Raw genomic sequence first — 21,906 nt, 5'->3', positions numbered from 1 at the left:
GCAAGGAAGCAAGTAACCTCGATTGGAGTGGGGAATATGAATCAATCAAGCTGTCCGAATTGCAACGGAAGTGACATCAAGAAGGGGATTATCGCATCAGGTGTTAATGCTTTGCATATGTACGCTTACGAAAATAGAAGAAGCGAGCCTTCGCCAATCCTGTCATACTATTGTGCAGATTGCGGGTATATTATTGGTTCGTTTGTGGAAAATCCCAGCAAAATAAAAGAATGAATATTTTTATAGTAAGTTAATGTAATTGTTCCTAAATAGATATGGAGGATAGTTATGAATCTCATTCTGGAATCTAGTAATCTTCAAGATTATTTAAAAGAACAAGTTGAAGTTGATTTTTCTCATGCTCTCATTCAAGCTGCCTCAGAGGAGCTGTTTGTTAATACATATACAGACTTGGAGAAGGTTAAAAAGGCTTTTGAGTTTGTTCGTGATGAAATTTATCATTCGTGGGATATACAAGGAAAGCTCGTAACTTGTGCTGCTTCAGATGTGTTGGCAAATAAACAAGGCATATGTTATGCTAAGTCGCATTTGCTAGCAGCAATTCTGCGGTCACAAGGAATTCCAACAGGCTTTTGTTACCAGAGGCTGCTGCTGTTTCAAACTCCTGAAGAAGGATACTGTGTGCACGCATTAAACGCTGTGTATATAAAATCCCTTTCAAAATGGATTAGATTGGATGCCAGAGGCAATAAAAAAGGGGTTAATGCTCAGTTTTCCATTGAAAAGGAAAAACTAGCTTTTACTATCAACGAGGAGCTTGGTGAAGTGGACTATCCTGTCATATACGTTCATCCACATCCGAAGGTACTTGCTGTCCTTAAGGAAAATAAGGATGCGATTACCATGTATAAAGAGCGTTTGCCAGAAGCGCTTTGAGTTTAATAGAGCGGTGGAGGAAAACCTATGAAACATAAACCTTACGTTATTTCTATTGCTGCTGTGTCTGGCGGCGGCAAAACGGCAGTAGCAAAGCACTTAGCAGCTAAGTGGAATAAAGGAGTGCAACTTATTCATTTTGATGACTATGAGTTAAAAGGACCGCATCACTTTGGGGAATGGGCCAAGAAAAGTGGAGATTATAATGATTGGGATGTTCTACCTATTGTTGTCGATATTTGCTCATCACTTGAAAATCCAGCGGTTGAAATTATTATTTTAGATTATCCGTTCTCCACTCTTAATACCCAGTTGCAGCATTTGATAGATTTATCTATTTACATAGACACTCCGTTAGATATTGCGATGGCCCGAAGGATAGTTCGTGATGAGTTTAGCTCTATTACTGAAATACGAACAAATTGTCAAAGTTACTTGAATGAAGGCAGACGCGCATATCAAGTCATGGTTGAAAAAGTAAAGCCAAGCGCTGATATAGTAATCGATGGTACATTACAGCTGGAAGAAATAACAGCTAGGATATTTACTAACATAAAACAGGAGCGGAAGTAGTAATGAATATAAGGATTTCAGCTAAAGCAATAATCATAGATAATGACAAGTTATTGTTAACGAAGAATCAAGACGACGAAGGGTATTTTTATTTATTCCCAGGCGGCGGGCAGGAGCACGGTGAAACATTGGAACAGGCCGTTAGAAGAGAGTGCCTGGAAGAAGTCGGGGAACAAGTGGAAGTCGGTTCATTGGTTTTTATTCGCGAATATATCGGCAAAAACCATGAGCATGCTTCGTTTGATTATGACTTCCATCAAGTTGAGCATTATTTTATTTGTAATATAGAAAATGGTCAAAGTGAAAAAATAAAACCAGCAAATCCTGACACTAATCAAGTCGGTCTTGAATGGCTGCCTATCGATAAGTTACTTGACTACAGGATATATCCGAAAGAACTGCTTCAACAAATTATTAACTATACACAAAATATCACCACACCTGTATATTTAGGAGACATTAATTAATATACGCTTTTGAAACCAAAAAGGAGGAAAGATACTGCAGCATTGATTAGTTTATTTCCCGCAGTCTCTTCCCATCATGCATCTCTTGAATGCCTTCCTCACAGACCCCGTATGAACGCCAAGAGCATGTTTCACATACTACTTGAATATCGGCAGGCACAGTTCGATTTCGAACAGCTGCTTCAATATTCCGCCACTGCAGTATCTCGCCAATTTGAAGGCCTAACTTTTTGAGAATGGCAGCATCTCTTTCATATATATGTGGATCCTGACAGTGATACTTCCCTGAGTTTGGGTATTTTTCGCATAAATGATCAGGTTCATTTACGATTTGAATATATGTATGAGGATTATTTCTCAATGTTTGATGCAGTTTTGTCATGTTTTTTACATATTCCTCTGAATATCCCATGCCTCTGTATCCTAATAGACAAAAAAGATGATGACCTCGCAATTTATACATCATTCTAATCCTCCGTAAAAATAATAAGTTAACCATAAAGAATATATGGTTAACTTATTATTAATATAACATTTAATGATGTTATCGTAAATATAGATGGTTTTTACATGTTTAAATAAAATCAATTTAATGAGAAATCAGCTGCCAATATTATGGAAGCTGATTTTTTTTGCAGCTAATTCAAATCGAATTGTCGCGAGTAAAGCTGGGCATATGTTCCATAGTTTCGAATTAACTTATCATGTGAGCCTTCCTCTAAAATACCATCTTTATTTAAAATGATGATTCGGTCTGCATTGCGAATGCTTGACAGGCGGTGTGCGATTACAATCGTAGTCCTATTCTTTGTTAACGCTTCCAACGATTTCTTGACAACTGCTTCGCTTGCGTTATCCAAGGCACTTGTCGCTTCGTCAAAAATAAGAATGGACGGGTTTTTCAGAAAAACTCGGGCAATGCTGAGGCGCTGCTTTTGGCCACCAGACAGCTTAATGCCTCGTTGACCTATTTCAGAGTGGTAGCCGTTCGGTAAGTTCATAATAAAATCATGGGCATCAGCATGCTTTGCGGCTGTGATTATTTCATCTATCGTTGCAGCAGGCTTGCCATAGCGAATATTATCTAGAATGGTGCCTGTAAATAGATAAACATCTTGCTGGACAATGCCAATTGATCTTCTTAAATAATCGAGTTTATAATCTCGGACATCCATATTATCTACGAGCACTTTGCCTTCTGACACATCATAAAAGCGGGGGATGAGGGAACATAATGATGTCTTTCCGATTCCTGACATCCCAACTAAAGCGACATACTCACCTGGCTGTATACACAAAGACAAATTCTCGAAAACATTATGCAAACGGTCTTCATAGCGGAAGGAAATATGGCGAAACTCCACTTTTCCAGCTATGACAGCTCTGGGTAAGCTTTGTGTTTCTGCTTCAGGTTTGGTTTTCATAATTTCCATAAATCGCTGAAAGCCTGTAATCCCTTCTTGTAGCTGTGTGCTCATATGTGCAAGATGAGAAACAGGTTCAATCATAAAGTTGATATACAGCAAAAAAGTCAGCAAATCAGCTAAGTCTAATGTTTCGTTGGTAATTTTGGCACTGCCGATGACGACTACTGTTACAGTGATTAGTTGGAGCAATACTTGAAAAATATTATAGAAAGTTGCTTCTGCTTTATATGTGTTTTTACGGCTTTCAAAAAAAGAGCTGTTCTTTTGGTTGAATTTTAGTATTTCTTCTTGTTCGTTAACAAAGGATTTCACTGTTCTTATACCGGCTAAACTGTCCTCAACCTGAGCATTAACCTCGGCAATCCGTTCTTTGTTGTTACGTAACGCTTTATTAACCACCTTATTAAACAAGAAGGCACATATAGCCAAAACTGGGGTAAAACAAAATACAACAATAGTTAAAGCTGCATTGATATGAAACAGAATAACGAAAGCGCCGAAAAAGCGGACGCTGTATTTCAGATAATCTTCCGGTCCATGATGGTACAGCTCTGAGAGGAGCAGCAAATCATTGGTAATTCTGGACATTAGCTGACCCGTTTTTTCTTTATCAAAAAAGCTGAAAGGCAGACTTTGCATATGCGCAAACAGCTCACTTCGCATGTCTGTTTCCATGCGAGCACCAAGCTCATGCCCTTTATAATCAACATAAAAATAGATAAGATTTTGCACGATAACCAATGCAAGCATTAACCCGCCGACCCAATATATCTGATCCAATCCGGCCGAATAACTTCCAGCTAGAAAATCCTTTGTAATATAGCGCACAAGCAATGGAAAAGCCAATGCTAGAGTTGATGCGAGCAAAGCACAAGCTAGAATGGAAAAAAACTGCTTTAAATATGGCTGATAATAGGAAAGAAATTTCTTTATAGGAAAATCCATGTTTTAACCCCTTAAATGTATTATTTAAATAATTCATATAAGGGGATACACATCTGAAAAATTATGAATCAGTGCGCCCCTTATAGTTTTCTGCGCATAAAATCATGTTTTTTGTTTTTCATCTGAATTCCTCCTTAGCTTAGATAGATTCATTATATACTGCAGTCAGAATATTTAGAATACAGGTATGTAAGTTAATTTTTCCTAAATAATTACATTTTGCGCTCTATAGATGGAAGCAAGCACCAAACTTAAGAGCGCTTGCTTTTTTATGTATAAAATTAGACTTCATTAGGGAGAAGCCCCCATGCTTCTGTTAAGGCTTTGGCGATTGCTTGCAGTGCCTTCTGTTCGTCTGCACCATCTGCCCACACCTTGAAATATGCTCCCGGTTTTATTTCCAATGACATAACCTCCATTATGGCACAGGGAGAGTTTTGTAGATTTACTGAACGGTTATTATATTCGAGGAAAATTCGCGATTGAAACATAGAGGCACTGCTTACTAACAAACATGCCGGGCGGGCAAATCCTGTTATGGCAATAATGTTAAAATGCATTTCTGTCATTTTTTGAAACTACTCCTTTCATCCAAGGTAAAATATGGATGTCTGTATCTTTATTATGGTATAGAAAAACAGTGTACCGGTAACCTAATCATCGCAAAAGATTGCCTAATACTCTCACAGCACTTACTAAAATTACAGGAATTGGTTTATAATCACTAATAGTGAGTGAGGTTTTAAGGAGGCAGTTATGACAGAACTATCAACAAATCAATTGAATGAGCTGAGCAAGCTTATAAACCGTTTTACAAATAGTGAAGGTTCAAATAAAACAGCTATTCCGTCATTATTTTTTATCCGGGAATCTGATATTACTGAACCAATTCATGCCGTATTTAAACCGTCGTTTTGCATCATTCTTCAAGGAGAAAAAGAAGTGCTACTTGCTAGTGACCGCTTCCGGTACGGTCCTCAAGACTATATTGTTTCATCTGTTCACTTGCCGGTAACCGGACAGGTAATTAAAGCTTCTAAAGATATACCTTACTTGGCATTTAAGCTTGAATTTACACCGAGTGAAATTTTATCGCTTTTAGATGAAGCTAGAAATGAAAGAGCAAACCAGAAGATGAACAGAGCAATGTTCATAGACAAGGCAGAACCAGTTTTGTTGGATGCAGTAACTCGCCTTGCCCGTTTATTAGATAGACCACAGGATATACCTGTACTGGCTCCACTTTATAAGAAAGAAATTTTGTATTTAGTTTTGCAAGGGCCACATGGAAACATATTAGAGCAAATGGCGTTAGAAGGAAGCCAAGTCTATCGAATTAGGGAAGTAATTGAGTATATTAAACGTCACTACGTCGAAGCTTTCCGGATAGAAGAGCTTGCGGAAAAGGTAAATATGAGTGTGGCGACACTGCATCGGTACTTCAAACAAGTTACAGCAATGAGCCCGATACAATTCCAAAAGAACTTAAGGCTGCAGGAAGCAAGGAGGTGTTTATTGGCAGAAGCAACAGACGCAGCAGAAGTTGCCTTCCAGGTCGGCTATGAAAGTCCGTCCCAGTTCAGCCGAGAGTATTCCCGAATGTTTGGGCTACCGCCTAAAGAAGACATTAAACAGCTTAGGGAAAACCAAGTACACAGCAAAAATGCCTAATAGTAAAAAGCGGACCGAAATTATGAGTTCGGTCCGCTTTTTCTTATAAAGAATTATACGTGCTATCACTTACAGGCTCCAGCCACTCTGTTTCTCCCGGTGTCAAAGCAAGATGGACAAACCAGCTGTCCTTGGTTGCCCCATGCCAATGTTTTGTATTAGCTGGTATATTGACTACGTCTCCAGCTTTAAGAAGCTGAGCCGTTTTCCCTTCTTCTTGGTACCAGCCTTCGCCGCCAGTAACTAACAATACTTGGCCGACTTTATGTGAATGCCAGTTATTGCGCGCACCTGGAGCAAATGTAACATTACCGATGGAAGTATTAAGGGGACTTGGGTCTGTGAAAACCATCTGTAAATAGGCATCCCCGCTAAAATTTGCTGTTACTTTTTCTCCTCGTGGAAAAATGATGCTGTTATTCAACTGTTCGTTTTCCATATTATTACCTGCCTTCTTCTGATTCGTAGATTGATTTCGCGATGTTGAATGCTGACCAGGCTTTTGGCCAACCAGCATAAAATGCAAGATGTGTAATTATTTCGGCGATTTCTTCCTTTGTTATTCCATTAGCCTTTGCCTTATGCAAATGGGGTGTTAACTGTTCAAAGTTGCCGCCTGCTAATAATGCGGAAACTGTTATCATGCTGCGGTCCCGGGGTGAGAGCTCTTTTTCTCTTGACCAAACCTCTCCGAATAGCACATCATCATTTAACTCAGCAAATTTTGGAGCAAAATCTCCTAATAAATCTCGTCCAGCTGTTTGTTTTTCCGCCATTTAGCTCATTCCTTTCTTAAACTATCGCTTTACAAGATGAAGTATAGATCTTAAAGTGTACTTTAAGGCAAGGGAATGGATGATAGTTTTCAAGAAAATCGTTTATTTTTTTAAGCATTTACATAAGTGAATGCTGTTAAAAGCAATATACAAATAGAGGTGGACCATTTGACTTATTCTATTGGAGAGTTTGCTAAGATTATCGGTGTAACATCAAGCATGCTCAGATACTACGAAAAAGAAGGGCTATTAACTCCCGGACGAGATGAAAATAATCTGCGGGAATATACAGAACAGGATATTGGCTGGTTTCAATTCTTGCTGCATTTAAAGAGTTCCGGCATGTCGATTACAGAGCTGAAACAATATACAAATTGGCGTGCAATAGGCGAATCGACTATTATAGAAAGAAAAGATCTTCTCGAAAAACGGAAAAGTCTTCTAGCAAAGCAAATACAAGAGCTGCAGGAAAGTATGAATATCTTAACCAGTAAAATTGAATTTTATCAAGATCAGCTAGACGGTAACAAATACGATTTTGTTCTTTATCATCATGAAAAGTCAAAATAAGGCTAATGGGCATAAACCCATTAGCCTTATAATTTCTTCTATATGTAGCATCCTAAAGAGGCTGTTTTAAAAAAATTTGTTGTAAAAAAGTAAGAGTAATTGCTGAAAGTGCTTTTATTTGGTATGATAACTAACGACCGTTCGTTAGAATGGTTTCGCAAATAAAAGATTACATCTTACTAGGGAAGTGAGTGCATATGCAAAAACCAATCAAAGAACAAAAAATGGTTTTAGTTATTTTATTAAGCAATCTTTTTATCGTATTTTTAGGAATAGGCTTGATTATTCCTGTCATGCCTTCTTTCATGAACATGATGCATATAACAGGAAGCACAATGGGCTATCTTGTTGCTGTGTTTGCTTTCTCGCAGCTTGTTGTGTCACCCTTTGCAGGAAGATGGGTAGACCGGTTTGGCAGAAAAAAGATGATTGTTATCGGTCTTGTAATATTTGGAGTGTCTGAATTGATTTTCGGATTGGGAACCAATGTTGCTGTATTATATATATCGAGAATATTGGGTGGTGTCAGCGCTGCGTTTATTATGCCAGCTGTAACGGCATATGTTGCAGATATTACAACCATTCAGGAAAGATCAAAAGCGATGGGCTATGTTTCTGCTGCAATCAGCACGGGCTTTATTATTGGCCCGGGAGCAGGGGGCTTTATCGCTGACTTTGGCATTCGAATGCCGTTTTTCTTTGCTGCTGCGATTGCATTCCTGGCAGCATTCACATCTGTCTTTATTTTGAAAGAGCCGTTGTCTAAGAGTGAGCTTGCTGAGCTTGCTGAAAATAGTCAGAAAACTAACTTCTTGAAAGACTTGAAACAATCACTACATCCGATTTATCTGATTGCCTTTATCATTGTGTTTGTTCTTGCCTTTGGTTTATCTGCTTATGAAACGGTGTTCAGCCTGTTCTCTGATCATAAGTTTGGCTTCACACCGAAGGATATTGCCACAATTATTACGATTAGTTCCATTTTCGCTGTTATTGTTCAAATTGCATGGTTCGGTAAATTAGTAAATAAGCTTGGTGAAAAAAGGGTTATCCAGCTTTGTTTAATTGTTGGTGCAGTATTAGCCTTCGTTTCGACATTTATGTCAGGATTTATCGTTGTCTTGCTTGTTACATGCTTTATTTTCTTAGCATTCGATCTGCTGCGCCCAGCATTGACAACTTTTTTGTCCAAAGCGGCTGGCAAACAGCAGGGTTTTGTTGCTGGAATGAACTCAACCTACACAAGCTTAGGAAATATTTTTGGTCCTGCCCTAGGCGGAATTTTATTTGATCTAAATATTAATTTCCCATTCCTTTTTGCAGGCGTTGTTATGATAGTAGGCTTATGCCTTACTGTCGTGTGGAAAGAAAAAGCGTTAAATGAAGTATCATACTAAACAAAAGGCCTTCACTTACGGTGGAGGTTCTTTTTTGTGGAAATGTTCTAAAAATAATTGTCTCCAATGTTCTAAGAAAATATAATAAAAGCAGAGATGGAAGAAAGGGGAATTAATATTTCATATGTGGCTAACTCTTTAATGACTATCGAATCGAAACAAATCCTGATAGGGAAGTTGTATGTTGCGGTATTTAAATATCATTAAAGGGATGCGGGGTATGGAATTATTTATTTCCGCTGCTAAGCAGAGTCCAATTGGATCTGTTTTCTATATCGGTGTGTCCCTTGAATAGGGGAGATATTAATGACTCAATTAAAAAATAAAACAGCAATTATAACAGGTGCAAGCAGCCCACGAGACATTGGAACAGCCATTTGCAGAAAATTAGCATCACAAGGGATAAATATCTTCTTTACGTATTGGAAAGCTGAAAATGATTGGGTAGAGGAGTTTCAGCAAGAAATGGTTAATGTAGGAGTCCGTTGTGAAAGCTTAGAAATTGATTTAGCTAATGCAAATGCTGCATATGTCTTATTTGATACAGCGGAAACCAAACTTGGTTTTCCTTCTATTCTAGTAAACAACGCAGCTCATTCAAAGAATGATGGATACAAATTACTTGATGCTAAAACGCTTGATGAACATTATGCAGTTAATATGAGAACCACTCTTCTGCTTTGTGTCGAGTTTGTCCGCCGTTTTCCAAAGTCTGGTTTCACAGCAGGCAGAATTATTAATATGACATCAGGACAAGATATCGGACCAATGCCGGGAGAGCTTGCATATGCTGCAACGAAAGGTGCTATTTCCGCATTCACAAAGTCACTGTCACAAGAGGTTGCATCATTAGGAATTACAGTTAATGCCGTAAACCCAGGACCTACTGATTCCACGTGGATGAACGATGAAATAAGAGAGCATCTGCTGCCTAAATTTCCGATGGGGCGCATTGGGCTGCCAGAAGATGTTGCATCCACCATTGCTTTTCTTGCAAGTGAGGAAGCAAAGTGGATAACTGGACAGATCATCCATTCAGAAGGTGGATTTATTAGAGGTTAAATAAGTGATCAACAAAGCTGTGCCAAGATTCATTGGCACAGCTTTGTTGATTTTTATTTATTGGAAAAGGCAAAAAAAGGGGACAAGCCTGATGGCATGAATCATTTTCATGGACTAATATTAGATACACTGTAAAATCTATAGAACTTCCCCCCAATCTATTGCTCTGTCATGCAGGATGATTAAAATGAAAGAAAAGCAATAATTCTAAAATGATAGCGTTTTCTTAAAGCTGGCATAAAGAAAGGCGGGTAAAATCAATGAAAAAAACGGCACATATTATCTCCCACACTCATTGGGACAGGGAATGGTATCTGTCCTTTGAACAGCACCGTTACTATTTTCTAAAACTGATGAATGAATTGTTAGACCAGTTTCAAGCAGAAGGAAATGCTTTTCAATCCTTCCATCTGGATGGTCAAACTGTACTGTTAGAGGACTACTTTGCTGTTCATCCGGAGAAACGGGAGGCAGTCAAGCAATTAATAGAAAACAAAAAGCTTCATATTGGACCATGGTATGTGCTGCAGGATGCTTTTTTAACAAGTTCGGAAGCCAATGTACGGAACTTGCAAATAGGTTTGCATGATGCAAAAGACTATGGGCATGTATCAAAGCTTGGGTATTTTCCTGATACTTTTGGCATTTACGGGCAGGCACCACAGCTGTTAAAGCAAGCTGGCATTGATACAGCTGCTTTTGGAAGAGGCGTAAAACCTACTGGCTTTAATAATATGGTGTCAGATTCTCCTAATTTCGAATCACCTTTTTCTGAGATGATTTGGAAGGCGCCAGACGGCTCTGAAGTACTAGGAATTCTTTTTGCTAATTGGTATTCAAACGGTAATGAAATACCAGTTGATGAAGCGGAAGCGAAAATATTTTGGGACCGCAAACTGCAGGATGCGGAAAAATATGCGTCCACAAATCAGTTATTGTTTATGAACGGATGTGATCATCAGCCGCTCCAAAAAACAATTCCAAAGGCCATTGAAACCGCAACGCGCCTCTACCCTGGCTATTCTTTTAAGCATTCCAGCTTCGCTGATTATACAGAAGCGTTAAAAGCAAATCTGCCTGACGAACTCCAAGTTATTGAAGGAGAATTGCGCAATCAACGAACAGATGGCTGGTCGACGCTAGTAAATACAGCATCCAGCCGCATTTACTTAAAGCAGTGGAACAATCATTGTCAAACTCTTATGGAAAAGATTGCAGAACCGCTCGCAACTTTTGGCTATTTAGCAGGAGGAAAGTATCCAAGAGAATATTTGCGCTTCATGTGGAAATCATTAATGAAAAATCATCCTCATGACAGTATTTGCGGCTGCAGTGTTGATGAAGTTCATCGCGAAATGGTGACCCGTTTTGAAACAGTTATGCAAATGGGTGAAGTATTCGTTCGTGAGCACGGTGCGGAGCTTGCAGGTAAAATTGATACTTCTAACACACCAAAGGGGGCAGTTCCGCTCGTAGTCTTAAATACAACAGGATGGGATAAAAATGAAGTTGTTGAAAAAACAGTCGATTTAGAAAAAGTGTATTTCTCAGAGATGCATTTTGAACAAATACCAGCTTATTTACAGGAAAAAGCCATGCCTGCATACAGATTAGTTGATCAAGACGGAAAGAGCATCAACTGTATTGTGGAAGAGCCAATGATTGAGTTTGACTATGATTTGCCTAGTGATAAATTTCGCCAGCCGTTTTTTGCGAAGCGGGCTAAGCTGTCTTTTTTTGCTGAAGGAATCCCAGCATTCGGCTATAAAAGCTTCTATCTTATCCCACAGGAGCAGTTTGCTGAAGAGATTCAGGAACACACAGCTGACAAAGCCATGGAAATGGAAAATGAATATGTTCACGTCCTCTTTCATGATGATGGTACATATAATTTAACAGATAAAGCAACAGGCAAGACCTTGAATCACCTCGGTATTTACGAGGACACAGGGGATGTTGGAAATGAATATATGTTCAAGGAAGCAAAGGGGCAGCGTATAACTACAAAGAATGTTCCAGCTGTATTTCGTCTAGTAAAAAGAACATCCCTTCGAACAGAGCTTGAATTCACACACACTTTAACTATTCCTGCTTCAGCAGACAATCAGCTTGCCATGGAACGAAACAGCTTAATTTGGCATAAAGACAGGCAAGCAGGCAGATCATGCGATACGAAAAAGATTATATTGCGCACAACAGCCATTCTCGAAAAGGGGATGAAGGGACCAGCCTTCAAGCTGACAATGGATAATCAAGCAACAGATCATCGCCTGCGCGTCCTGTTTCCAACAAAAATGGAAACGGATACACATCGTGCGGACAGTATTTTTGAGATTGTGACTCGTCCCAATATTCCGGAACAAGAGTGGGAAAACCCTAGCTTTTGTCATCATCTGCAGCGTTTTGCCAGCATTGCTGATGAAAAAAAGGGCTTCACTGTAGTGACGGATGGCCTTCAAGAATATGAAATTCTGCCAGAAGACGGAACGATTGCCATCACCGTACTTCGTTCTGTAGCTGAGCTTGGTGACTGGGGATATTTCCCGACACCTGAAGCACAATGCTTAGGGACTCAAACAGCTGAGTGGCAAGTTTTTATCCATGAGAAAGATGTTATTGCATCAAAGGCATATGTGGACGCTTATCAATATAAAGTTCCTCTTCAGGTTATACAAACCAGTGCACATAAGGGGGAATTGCCTGCTGAACACAGATTTGTGAAGTGGGAGTCAGAAGGGCTAGCGTGGACATCTATGAAACTGGCAGAGGATTGTGATGACATAATGATTCGTTGGTTTAACCCTAGCCCAGAAAGCGGCAATCTAAAGGCTTCTATAGGGACAGATTTTGCAGCCTATAAGAGTACGATACTTGAAGAAAGAAGCAATGAATCTAGTAATCACTACAATGCAGCAGGTCATGAAATTATAACTATCGGTTTTCAAAAAGGAGAGCGACTATGACAACAGCAATTCCAAAATCATTGCAAAAATTAATTCAACATGTAAAGGATTTTTTTCCTGAGGATGAAAAGCTGCAGCAAATGTTTGAACAATGCTTCGTTAATACGTATACAACAACAATGAAAAAGCTGGCAGACGGAAAAACCTTTGTTGTAACTGGAGATATTCCGGCGATGTGGTTAAGAGATTCAGCTGCCCAAGTGCGCCCGTATTTACTTGCTGCAGAGGAGGATGAAGAGCTTGCTGATTTACTTGAAGGAGTCATTCGTCAGCAATTTGCTTTCATTATGCATGATCCATATGCAAACGCATTTAACGAAACAGAAAACGGCAGAGGGCACCAAACCGATTGTACCGATATGACTCCGCATATTTGGGAACGGAAATACGAAATTGATTCGTTATGCTATCCCATTCAGCTTGCTTATTTATTTTGGAAGTCAACTGGACGGACTAAGTATATACAGGAAACATTTAAAGAGGTGTGTGAGACGGTTATTGAAGTTTGGAGAACAGAGCAAGATCACGAAAACAAGTCATCATACCGGTTTGAGCGGGCAGATGTGCGCCAATCAGATACATTAATCCGCCAAGGAAAAGGCGGCCGGGTGATCCCGACTGGCATGACCTGGAGCGCCTTCCGCCCAAGCGATGATGCCTGCACCTACGGATATCTTGTTCCGGCTAATATGTTTGCGGTAGTCGTGTTAGGATATGCTGCAGAAATAAGTGGTGAGGTATTAAATGATGCTTCCTTAAAGGAAGAATGCTTAAGGCTTCAGAAGGAAATCAAGCAAGGCATAGAGCAGTATGCGAAATTAGAGCATCCGATTTACGGTGAGATGTACGTTTATGAAACGGACGGAGAAGGTCGTGTGCATTTAATGGATGATGCCAATGTTCCAAGCTTGCTGGCAGCTCCGTATTTAGGGTACCAACATTTTGATGATACAACCTATCTCAACACACGGAATTTTCTTTTAAGCAGGGATAATCCTTATTATTACGAAGGCAAATTCGCAAATGGGATTGGCAGCCCGCATACTCCAGACCACTATATTTGGCATATTGCCTTAGCTATTCAAGGGATGACAGCAGCAAGTGCAGAGGAAAAACAACAGATTTTAGCTTCATTCAAAAACACAGATGGCGGCACAAATTTTATGCACGAAGGCTTTAACGCAGATTGTCCTGAGGAATTTACAAGAGATTGGTTTGCGTGGGCTAATACAATGTTCAGCGAATTTGTACTCAGTTTAACAGGTAAAGCAGTTAAAGGGAGTCCTCTGTATCATCAATTGCAGAAACACATTACCAAATAGAAAGGGTGGCCAAAATTGAAGAAAGGTTCATCGATTATTGTTGTGTGTGAATGGATATGGCGAGGAATCTTCGTAAACTTATGCTGGATTGCCTTTATCGTCTTAGGACTAGGGATTTTTGGTTTTTTTCCAGCGACTGTCGCCCTGTTTACAATTGTGCGTAAATGGCTGCGGAAGGATACAGATTTCCCAATATGGAAAACCTTTAAGCAAGTGTATTTAAAAGAATGGAAGAGAAGCAATCAAATAGGCCTTGTTTTTTACAGCATAGGCCTGTTTCTTTATCTTGATATCCGATTGACAGAAACCTTTATGTCAGGTGTTTTGGCCAGCTTCCTGTCTATCATTTTTTCCATTATGCTGCTGATTCTGTTATTAGTAGTAAGCTATTTCTTTGCTGTTTATGTTCATTACGAGTTGTCGAATAAGGAATATATTAAACAATCATTTCTGATCACTTTAACGAGCTTACCATCAACGATAGGAATTGGTGCCGGCTTTTTTGTGATTGGGAGCCTGATTAATCAGATGCCCGGTCTCATCCCCTTCATTTCTGCGGTGGCTCCTGCTTTTTGGATGATGAAGGTTTGTCTGAGCAGATTTGCATTTTTAGAGAGTAGAGTACAGCAGCAATATTAACTAACATAGGGGGAAACAAATGGAACTGTTTTTAAAGGGAGACACAGCGAATGTGGCAGCGGGTCTTGAATTTATTACACAGAAATTAAAGATAAAGCTGACAAGTGATGGTTACCCTATTCAAGTTAAACAAGTTCAGGGGCCGTTGCGCATTACTAGTAGCAGCGGCAAAGGAGAAATATCGTTTGCAAAGCCAATTCATTTCTTCCGAGCACTTGGATTATGGCTGGAAAATTATCGAAAGAATCATGAATTCGATATAACAGAGACACCACAATTTACGATGAGCGGTGTCATGCTGGATGCATCGCGAAATGCTGTACCAACTGTTCATGAAGTGAAAAAGCTGCTCGAGCATATGGCGCTGCTAGGATTAGATACTTTGATGCTATATACAGAGGATACGTATGAGGTGAAGGATTACCCTTATTTCGGATATATGCGTGGGAAATATACTATCAAGGAGCTCAAGACCTGCGATGAATATGCGGAGACACTTGGGATAGACATAATCCCATGCATCCAAACCTTGGGGCATTTACGAGAAGCTCTTAAGTGGAATTATGCTTCTAGTTTTAAAGATACAGATGATATTTTACTAGTCGACAAAACGGAGACATATGAGTTTTTAGAAAGTTGCTTAAAGGCAGCTTCTGAGCCGTTTCGTACAAACAGGATTCATATTGGCATGGATGAGACATTCCAGCTTGGCTTAGGAAAATATTTGGAAGAGCACGGGTATGAGCATCATATTGACATTATGAATCGTCATCTTCAAAAGCTTGTCTCTATAACCGATAAGCTTGGATTACAACCAATGATTTGGAGTGATATGTATTATCCATTGTTTGCCGAAAACAGCCCGTATAAGGATGAAACGGGAAACATCCGAGCAGATATTATGAATGGAATTCCTCCTATTGAGTATGTGTACTGGAATTATTACCGCAACGAACAAGAAGTGTATGAACAAGATATCCAAAAGCATAAGTTGCTTGGCGGGAAGCCAATTTTTGCTGGTGGTGCTTGGACTTGGAATGGACTGGCGCCGAACTACGGCAAGGCAATTAGTACCACAAGAGCAGCTCTTTCTGCCTGTAAAAAAACAGGGGTAGAGCAAATCTTTGTAACACTATGGGGAGATAACGGAGCAGAAACGCCGTTTGTTGCTGCTTACCCAATATTGCAATTATTTGCCGAGCACTCCTACCAGCAGGAAGTTACGTTAGAGAAAGTATCTGAGCGGTTTGCATTTTGCAGTGACGGCACTTTTGCCGATTTTATGAATTTGCGTTTATTGGATGAAACTCCCGGTGTTATGAAGGATAACATGAACAGCTCGATGACGTCTAAAGTCCTGCTTTACCAAGATATTTTAATAGGTTTATATGATGAGAATGTCCGCGGTCTATCGCTAGGAGAGCATTATCAGCGCTTGGCAGCCGTTCTTGCAATCAGTAAAAAGAACAATCCAGCCTGGGAAGCTTTGTTTGGTATATATGAACAGCTCGCAACAGTTTTAGCAGACAAAGCGGAAATCGGGATAAAGCTAAAAAGCGCATACGAAAATAAGGACTTTGAACAACTGAAAGCACTTCTAACCGTTTTGGATAGCATCAAAGCAAATGTAGATCTGTTAAGACAAAAACACCGCAGTCTCTGGTTTGCAGCATACAAGCCCTTTGGCTGGGAAGTAATGGATATACGTTACGGTGGTGTTATCACAAGGATTGATTCGGTCAAGTACCGGATTCAGGAGTGGATGGAAGGAAGAATATCCGAAATAGAGGAGTTAGCAGAAAACCGGCTGTACCATGATGGACCTTGGGAAATGGCTGATGGGCTGGTAGGCGGCAATGTCTATCATCGTATCGTCACTGCCGGCAGCTTTTCATTATAATCTACGAGGTGAAAATAATGTTTTTAACAGATAGAAAATTTGAAGAGCGTATTAAGGAATTGGCAGGTTACCGGTACCGGGATCTTGTGGAAATCACACAGTTTAATATACAAGAAGATGATGGGGAAATTGGAACATATCCTCCATCTGTCTATGATGAACAGCATAAAATGAGAATAGGTGATTACTGGAAAGGGAGAGACCGTTATATTTGGCTTCATACAGAGGTTGATACGCATTTGCATCATACCAATCAGCAAATTGTCGGTCTCTTTTCATTCGGCAAGACAGGAGGAGGTAATAACTCCGGCTTTGAATCCTTACTTTTTGTGAATGGAAACCCTTATCAAGGTGTCGATTCTAACCATGAGGAAGTTCTTTTTGATACAGCAACAGCCAAAGGGCCGATTCATTTGGATTTCAGACTTTGGTCAGGATTCGAAGGGGGAGGCATTCCTGTTCAGAATGAGCTGAAGCTTGAAATGGCGGCAATCGGTTGGCTTGATAAGCAGGTAGATAATCTGTATTACACGCTTTTAGCGGCTTTTGAGGTATTGTCAGAAATCAGTGAGTCTGATTCTGCCTACAGTATTTTAAAAAGACTGATTTCGGACGCTCTAAAGCGGATTAATTGGACCGAGCCTGGCAGCCCTGTATTTTACGAATCTTGTTATGCAGCGGAAGTAAACCTTACAGAATCCATTCAAGCTGTTACTAAATCATCTGATATTACAATTCATACAGTCGGGCATACCCATATTGATGTAGCTTGGCTTTGGCGTTTAAAAAATACAAGAGAGAAAGCAGCTCGTTCCTTTTCAACCGTCTTACATTTAATGAAGCAATATCCTGACTATGTATTTCTGCAAACACAGCCGCAGCTCTATGATTATCTTAAAACAGATTATCCTGATATTTACGCCCAAATTAAGGAAAGAGCTGCAGATGGCAAATGGGAAGCCGGCGGGGCAATGTGGCTCGAGTCTGACTGTAATATACCAAGCGGAGAATCACTTGTCCGCCAAATTCTGCATGGTAAACATTTTTTTAAAGAGGAATTTGGAGTGGACTGTGACTATTTATGGCTGCCTGATGTGTTCGGTTACAGCTGGGCGTTGCCGCAAATCTTAAAAAAATCTGGTATTAAAACGATGATGACAACAAAGATTAGCTGGAATCAGTATAACCGGATGCCACACGATACATTTTACTGGAAAGGAATCGATGGATCAGAAATTTTAACGCATTTTATAACAACACCTGAACCATGGAATTCTCCTGACTCTTGGTTCTATACGTATAATGGCTTTATTACGGCTAAAACAGTCAATGGATCATGGAAAGGCTATCGTGATAAAGATTTATCTAAAGATTTGCTTCTTTCCTATGGCTATGGAGATGGCGGCGGTGGTGTGAACCGGCATATGCTTGAAATGCGCCGACGCTTTGATTCGCTGCCAGGCATGCCGAACGTCAAAACATCTACAGCAGGGGAATTCTTTAATAAGCTCCATCAAAATGTTTCAGAGGCTGATGGCTATATCCATAAATGGGATGGAGAGCTGTACTTGGAGTATCATCGCGGCACTTATACAAGCCAAGCGTTTATGAAGCAGACTAATCGTAAATTGGAGCTATTATACAGACGGGCTGAGTTTCTAACAGCTTGGCTTTCCGAATTTGGACAGCAGCTTGCAAACGAGGAGCTGAAAAAAGGCTGGAAGATTATTTTACGGAATCAATTTCATGATATTATTCCTGGCTCCTCCATTCATGAAGTCTATGAGGATGCTAGAGAAGAATATAAGGAAGCACTTCAGTTAGTGGAAAGCTTGGAATCTCGTATTCTTCAGCAGAATATGAACAAGGATGACCAGTCTGTTGTGTTAGTGAACGCAACAGGCTACAAAGGGAAGAGGAATGTTGCTGTGCCTTCATTTGATGATATGACTGAAGGTGTCTGGAAGAACAGTAAAGGAGATATCTTGCCACAGCAAAAGCGGAATAATAGCTGGCTTGTTGAGGCGGATACCCTCCCAGCTTTTGGTGCAGCATCATTATATTTTGACCATTCAGCAGCCGTTCCAAAGGCAGAATCTAATTTTCTCTATCAAAATCAGAAACTTGAAACAAAATATTATACAGTTGAATGGAACGAATATGGCCAAATGACGTCCATATTTGACAAGGAAGCAGGTCGTCAAGTGCTCAGCAGCAGGCAAAACGGGAACGTACTGCAGATTTTTGAGGATAAGCCGCTTGCTCATGATGCGTGGGATATCGATATCTTCTATCAAGAAAAAATGGAAGAAATCCGGAATTTATGCTCATTTGAAGTCGTGGAAAATGGCGAATTGGTATTTACGATTCTGGCGAAGTGGACCTATCATCATTCGGAAATTTCCCAGCGCATCATCTTTTATCATAATGATCGCAGAATAGATTTCGATACAACGGTCGATTGGCATGAAAAGCATAAGCTGCTTAAAAGCGCCTTTCCTGTCGAAATCCGTGCAACGGAGGCAACATATGATATTCAATATGGAAATGTGAAGCGTCCGACCCATTGGAATACTAGCTGGGATATGGCTAAGTTTGAAGGTGTTGCCCACCAGTGGGCTGACTTGTCAGAACCAGATTACGGGGTGAGCTTGCTGAATGATTCCAAATACGGCTATGATATTAAAGATAAAACAATGCGAATCTCCTTATTAAAAGCAGCGACACATCCTGACCCGCAAGCAGATCAAGGAAGACATTCGTTTACTTATTCTCTTTATCCGCATATGGGTGATTGGCGCCAAGCTGGTACAGTGGAGAAAGCATGGGATTTGAACGACCCTGTTGCCGTTTTTAAAGGAGGATGGACAAAGGCAGCGTCCTTCCTAGAAATTGACTCAGACCATGTTTGGGTAGACGCGATTAAACCAAGCTTCGACGGCAACGGAATTATTATCCGCTTGCATGAATATGAAGGCCGAAGAGGAAAGGTGAATCTTTCTGTCTTAAAGGATAGCACATCATGGGTGGAAACCAATTTGATGGAGGAACCGCTTGGAGAAGAGTCTGCCTCACCGATTCAGTTTGAAATAAAACCATATGAGATAAAAACCTTTAGAGTTTTGTAGAATAAAGATGACCGGAGAGCAACACTTTCCGGTCTTTTTTGCGCTTTGTTGACTAATTTCCGCTAATTTTTTATAATTCTAAGATTTTTGCACTTAATCCTAAATTAGTCAACTATAAATAGGGGGCGTTTTACTATAAGATAGATGTATGGAAGCGCTAACATTAATGAGAGGAGGAGAATAATGAAAAGGGTAGTAAAGGATCTTTATAAAAATCGAATTTGGCTGCTGATGGTTTTACCTGGAACAATCTGGTTGCTGTTATTTTCCTATCTGCCGATGTTCGGACAAGTGCTGGCCTTTAAGAAATTCCGGATTGATCCTGATGGTTTTTTTGCCAGCGTAATAAACAGTGAATGGGTTGGCTTTGATAACTTTAAATATTTGTTTAGTACGAATGACGCGTGGGTCATCACAAGAAACACGATTCTTTATAATCTAATTTTTATCGTACTAGGTCTTGTTACAGCAGTCGCAACAGCTGTTTTGCTTAATGAGTTAATCAATAAGAAGCTGTCAAAGGTTTATCAGACATCTATCTTGTTTCCTCACTTTATTTCATGGGTAATTGGCAGCTACTTTGTGTTTACGTTTTTAAGTACAGAACATGGTTTGTTAAATCTAATTCTTGGCTGGTTTCATGTTGACTCTATTTCCTGGTATAACGAATCAAAATATTGGCCGTTTATTCTCGTCCTTATGAGTATTTGGAAGGGTGTAGGATATGGCAGCATCGTTTATTTAGCATCTATTGTCGGAATCGACCGAACATATTATGAAGCTGCCATGATTGACGGAGCTTCGAAATGGAAGCAGATTAAGCATGTTACGCTGCCAATGCTTAAGCCACTGATGATTATCTTAACCATCATGAATATCGGGCGCATATTTAACTCCGATTTCGGCTTATTCTATCAAGTGCCTAGAGATTCAGGTGCTTTGTATGGCGTAACAAATGTTATTGATACATTTGTTTACCGCGGACTAATGAATTTAGGAGACATCGGCATGAGCACTGCAGCAGGGCTGTATCAATCAGCTGTTGGCTTTATCCTAGTTATCATCACAAACTATGTTGTGAGAAAAGTAGATGAGGAAAGTGCATTGTTTTAATGCCATTCCAATACGAAGGGAGGAAAAGTCGCCCGTGCGGCTAAGTGTATGCCAAATTTAGAACAACCGCAGCCAACACCTGCTGTTCCAAACCCAATCGATAAAGTTAAAGAGGGGAAGACGAAAACCTCCAGAAAAAAGTATCGGGATCCCCAACATTTGCATCCAGCCGCAAATGCTGTTATTAGCATACTGCTTGGGGTCCTTGCGTTTACGTGTATCTTTCCTTTTATCTATGTCATTATCATCTCCTTTACAAATGAAGAAAGTATTGTCAGGAATGGTTTTGAACTAATCCCAAAGGAATGGAGCATTGATGCTTATAAGTATTTATGGAGTATGAAGGAGACTTTATTCCGCTCCTATGGTGTCACCATTTTAATCACCATTTTGGGGACTGTTATCAGTGTGTTTATGATTACCTTTTACGCATATGCAATTTCAAGACCGCAATTTAAATATCGTCGATTTTTCACCTTTTTAGCATTTTTCACAATGCTGTTTAGCGGAGGTCTGGTGCCGACTTATATCGTTGTTACTCAATTTTTACATTTGAAGAATTCGATTTGGGCTTTAATCCTGCCTCTAGCGATGAATGCATTTTACATCATCATAATGAGAACCTTCTTTCTGAAGTCTGTTTCTGAATCTATTTTAGAATCAGCAAGAATGGATGGAGCCAGTGAATGGCGAATCTTTTTTCAGATTATCTTTCCACTTTCCTTACCGGGAATTGCCACAATTGCCTTGTTTAGCACACTCGGTTATTGGAACGACTGGTTTGCAGCATTGCTGTATATCGATAATCCCAATCTCGTGCCGCTTCAAGCATTGCTGATGAAAATAGAAGCAAATCTTGAATTTATGAGAAAGAATATGGATGTTGCTATCTTGCAGAAGAGCTTATTCGATACGATTCCGCAAGAATCAGCCAAAATGGCCATGGTAGTAATCGCCACATTGCCGATTGCAGTTTCTTATCCGTTTTTCCAAAAGTACTTTATTAGCGGACTGACAATTGGCGGCGTTAAAGAATAACTAATAGAAAGAGGAGAA

20 protein-coding genes are annotated in these 21,906 nt (G+C 39.9%); 15 read left to right on the top strand and 5 right to left on the bottom strand.

Features of this window, described 5'->3' with window-relative positions; translation table 11 throughout:
• Positions 1–36: 36 nt before the first annotated feature.
• The 4 genes from LXM54_RS12875 to LXM54_RS12860 are packed head-to-tail and all read left to right on the top strand — an operon-like array spanning position 37 to position 1,937.
• Positions 37–234, top strand: a complete 198-nt coding sequence (locus LXM54_RS12875) for an acetyltransferase (RefSeq protein ID WP_233315566.1) — start codon at positions 37–39, stop codon at positions 232–234.
• Positions 235–288: 54 nt separating this feature from the next.
• Positions 289–897 (top strand): transglutaminase-like domain-containing protein, encoded by a 609-nt coding sequence (locus LXM54_RS12870; RefSeq protein WP_233315565.1) that lies wholly within the window; start codon positions 289–291, stop codon positions 895–897.
• A gap of 27 nt (positions 898–924) precedes the next feature.
• Positions 925–1,470 carry a uridine kinase gene (locus LXM54_RS12865; protein ID WP_233315564.1) on the top strand — a complete coding sequence of 182 codons (546 nt, stop codon included), beginning with the start codon at positions 925–927 and terminating at the stop codon, positions 1,468–1,470.
• Positions 1,471–1,472: 2 nt separating this feature from the next.
• Positions 1,473–1,937, top strand: a complete 465-nt coding sequence (locus LXM54_RS12860) for an NUDIX domain-containing protein (protein WP_233315563.1) — start codon at positions 1,473–1,475, stop codon at positions 1,935–1,937.
• Positions 1,938–1,983: 46 nt separating this feature from the next.
• Here LXM54_RS12860 and LXM54_RS12855 read toward each other — a convergent pair whose 3' ends face one another.
• The 3 genes from LXM54_RS12855 to LXM54_RS12845 form a co-directional block, all read right to left on the bottom strand.
• Positions 1,984–2,400: a DUF1284 domain-containing protein gene (locus tag LXM54_RS12855; RefSeq protein WP_233315663.1), complete on the bottom strand. Its 417-nt coding sequence runs from the start codon at positions 2,398–2,400 to the stop codon at positions 1,984–1,986.
• A 175-nt stretch (positions 2,401–2,575) separates the two neighbouring features.
• The gene (locus tag LXM54_RS12850; RefSeq protein WP_233315562.1) at positions 2,576–4,309 is read right to left on the bottom strand and encodes an ABC transporter ATP-binding protein; all 1,734 of its coding nucleotides are present in this window, start codon (positions 4,307–4,309) and stop codon (positions 2,576–2,578) included.
• Positions 4,310–4,590: 281 nt separating this feature from the next.
• Entirely contained in the window at positions 4,591–4,878 is a 288-nt protein-coding gene (locus LXM54_RS12845) for an HPr family phosphocarrier protein (RefSeq protein ID WP_233315561.1), read from the bottom strand.
• A gap of 187 nt (positions 4,879–5,065) precedes the next feature.
• On the opposite strand from LXM54_RS12845, the gene LXM54_RS12840 reads away from it, so the two are divergent.
• Positions 5,066–5,980 (top strand): AraC family transcriptional regulator, encoded by a 915-nt coding sequence (locus tag LXM54_RS12840; RefSeq protein ID WP_233315560.1) that lies wholly within the window; start codon positions 5,066–5,068, stop codon positions 5,978–5,980.
• Positions 5,981–6,023: 43 nt separating this feature from the next.
• Here LXM54_RS12840 and LXM54_RS12835 read toward each other — a convergent pair whose 3' ends face one another.
• The gene (locus LXM54_RS12835) at positions 6,024–6,419 is read right to left on the bottom strand and encodes a cupin domain-containing protein (RefSeq protein ID WP_233315559.1); all 396 of its coding nucleotides are present in this window, start codon (positions 6,417–6,419) and stop codon (positions 6,024–6,026) included.
• A gap of 4 nt (positions 6,420–6,423) precedes the next feature.
• Entirely contained in the window at positions 6,424–6,756 is a 333-nt protein-coding gene (locus LXM54_RS12830) for a carboxymuconolactone decarboxylase family protein (RefSeq protein ID WP_233315558.1), read from the bottom strand.
• 168 nt (positions 6,757–6,924) lie between these two features.
• Between LXM54_RS12830 and LXM54_RS12825 the strand changes: the two genes are divergently transcribed.
• The 10 genes from LXM54_RS12825 (at position 6,925) to LXM54_RS12780 (ending at position 21,888) form a co-directional block, all read left to right on the top strand.
• Complete coding sequence (locus LXM54_RS12825) at positions 6,925–7,326, top strand: MerR family transcriptional regulator (protein ID WP_233315557.1); 402 nt, start codon at positions 6,925–6,927, stop codon at positions 7,324–7,326.
• A gap of 197 nt (positions 7,327–7,523) precedes the next feature.
• Positions 7,524–8,723: an MFS transporter gene (locus LXM54_RS12820; protein ID WP_233315556.1), complete on the top strand. Its 1,200-nt coding sequence runs from the start codon at positions 7,524–7,526 to the stop codon at positions 8,721–8,723.
• Between the two features lie 306 nt (positions 8,724–9,029).
• Positions 9,030–9,785: an SDR family oxidoreductase gene (locus LXM54_RS12815; RefSeq protein ID WP_233315555.1), complete on the top strand. Its 756-nt coding sequence runs from the start codon at positions 9,030–9,032 to the stop codon at positions 9,783–9,785.
• A 260-nt stretch (positions 9,786–10,045) separates the two neighbouring features.
• On the top strand, positions 10,046–12,748 hold the full coding sequence (locus LXM54_RS12810; RefSeq protein WP_233315554.1) for an alpha-mannosidase: 2,703 nt from the start codon (positions 10,046–10,048) through the stop codon (positions 12,746–12,748).
• The gene (locus tag LXM54_RS12805; protein WP_233315553.1) at positions 12,745–14,070 is read left to right on the top strand and encodes a glycoside hydrolase family 125 protein; all 1,326 of its coding nucleotides are present in this window, start codon (positions 12,745–12,747) and stop codon (positions 14,068–14,070) included. Before LXM54_RS12810 ends, LXM54_RS12805 begins: the two co-directional genes overlap by 4 nt.
• 15 nt (positions 14,071–14,085) lie before the next feature.
• The gene (locus tag LXM54_RS12800; RefSeq protein WP_233315552.1) at positions 14,086–14,709 is read left to right on the top strand and encodes a YesL family protein; all 624 of its coding nucleotides are present in this window, start codon (positions 14,086–14,088) and stop codon (positions 14,707–14,709) included.
• 19 nt (positions 14,710–14,728) lie between these two features.
• Positions 14,729–16,609: a beta-N-acetylhexosaminidase gene (locus LXM54_RS12795; protein WP_233315551.1), complete on the top strand. Its 1,881-nt coding sequence runs from the start codon at positions 14,729–14,731 to the stop codon at positions 16,607–16,609.
• Between the two features lie 17 nt (positions 16,610–16,626).
• Positions 16,627–19,737: an alpha-mannosidase gene (locus tag LXM54_RS12790; RefSeq protein ID WP_233315550.1), complete on the top strand. Its 3,111-nt coding sequence runs from the start codon at positions 16,627–16,629 to the stop codon at positions 19,735–19,737.
• A gap of 183 nt (positions 19,738–19,920) precedes the next feature.
• The gene (locus LXM54_RS12785; protein ID WP_233315549.1) at positions 19,921–20,850 is read left to right on the top strand and encodes an ABC transporter permease; all 930 of its coding nucleotides are present in this window, start codon (positions 19,921–19,923) and stop codon (positions 20,848–20,850) included.
• Positions 20,851–20,898: 48 nt separating this feature from the next.
• Positions 20,899–21,888, top strand: a complete 990-nt coding sequence (locus tag LXM54_RS12780) for a carbohydrate ABC transporter permease (RefSeq protein ID WP_233315548.1) — start codon at positions 20,899–20,901, stop codon at positions 21,886–21,888.
• Positions 21,889–21,906 lie beyond the last annotated feature (18 nt).

It is taken from the genome of Bacillus sp. Au-Bac7 (genome assembly GCF_021341655.1).
Classification (GTDB): domain Bacteria; phylum Bacillota; class Bacilli; order Bacillales; family Cytobacillaceae; genus Niallia.
The sequence above is the reverse complement of the archived record's forward strand: the minus strand, read 5'-3'. Positions and strand labels throughout refer to the sequence as shown.